The following is a 1435-nucleotide window of genomic DNA, read 5'->3' as shown; positions in this document are numbered from 1 at the left end:
CGACCACCTCGACGGCGCGTCCCGCCTGGGCCTCCGCCGCCCGCGCTGTCTGGCTGGAATGCTCGACATGCCGGGAGATGTCGGCGCTCGCCGCGCTCAGTTCCTCCGCGGCCGCGGCGGCCGTCTCGACGTTGACGGAAGCCTGCTCGGCGGCGGCGGCGACCGCCATGGAGCGCGAACTGGTGTTCCCGGCCGCCTCGGTCATCGACTGGGCCGTCGCGTGGAGTTCCGTGGACGCGTCGGCGAGCGTGCCGAGCATTCCGCTGACCGACCGGTTGAAGTCGCACGTCAGCTGTTCCATGGCGATCCGCCGGCGTTCCTTGGCGACGGCCTCACGTTCCCGATCCGCCTCCATCCTCCGACGCTCGGTGGCGTTCTTCCGGAACACGGCGACGGCCCTGGCCATCCGGCCGACCTCATCGCGGCGATCAAGTCCGGGAATTTCGTTCTCCAGATCCCCTTCGGCGAGGCGGTTCATGGCGGTCTCGATGCCGTGCAGTGGACGCAGGACACCCCTGGTGACGACCAGGAGAACGGCCATCGCCGACGCCGTGAACAGAACGGCCGTGATCAGCAGCATGCGGTACTGTTCCATGCGGAACCCATCGATACGACGGACGAGCAACCGCTCCAGTTCCGCCGAGGTGGCGGCGTTGAACCCGACGATTCCCGCGAGCAGATGATCAACCGCAGCCTTTTGTGGTACGCCATGCTCGATGCCGGCAAGCAGATCGCGAAGATCAGCGAGTAGGATCCTGGCGGGTTGGTCGAGGGCCGCCTTGACCGATCCGTCGGCATTGCCGCCGTAGGCGGCGGCGAGTGACGCGTCGATCCCTTCGGTGACGGCTTTCAGTCCTCCCAGTTCGACGTAGAACCCGACCTTCTCCTCTGAATCGAGCATCCCATCCGCGAAGGTTTGGCGGGCCAGTGTCACCATCGTGACGACACGATCGAGCGCTTCCGGCAATTTCAACAAGGTGAGGTCCATGACGTAGAAGGAGTCGAGGTCGGGATCCAGGATCAGATTGCTCTTGTCCCCGATGCGGGCGATCAAGGCGCGGAGCGCCGGACGGGACCCCGTGTTGCCATCCACCGTCTCCACGACGGGCGACCTTACCGCTGAGACTGCGGCGGCGGAGAGTTCCGCGCTTTCGAGACCCTCGCCGTAAAGCCGCTCCGCCTCGGCGAGGCGCGCGGCGGCGTTGTCGGGCGGAGGCTTGCCGGCCAACGCGGCGTTGGCCAGTTCCTGATGAAGATGGGCGAGATCGCGGAGATAGACGGTTCCAACCCGTTCCTTCTGGCTGAAGTTGATGGTCGTGTTCCCGGCTCCGATCATGCCCGCCAGCAGGTAGCCCACTGGCACGAGGAACAGCAGCGCGGCGACGCCGAGCTTGTGCGTGACGTTGAGACTACGAACCATCATCTGCTCCGCGGG

The 1435-nt window shown here is 66.1% G+C and carries 1 protein-coding gene; it reads right to left on the bottom strand.

Annotation, left to right across the window (positions count from 1 at the left end; genetic code table 11):
• The coding region (locus tag N825_RS37465) for a HAMP domain-containing protein (RefSeq protein ID WP_157619795.1) at window positions 1–1423 on the bottom strand (1423 nt) is incomplete at its 3' end.
• Window positions 1424–1435 lie beyond the last annotated feature (12 nt).

Origin of the sequence: Skermanella stibiiresistens SB22, assembly GCF_000576635.1 — a bacterium.
GTDB lineage: Bacteria > Pseudomonadota > Alphaproteobacteria > Azospirillales > Azospirillaceae > Skermanella > Skermanella stibiiresistens.
The sequence above is the reverse complement of the archived record's forward strand: the minus strand, read 5'-3'. Positions and strand labels throughout refer to the sequence as shown.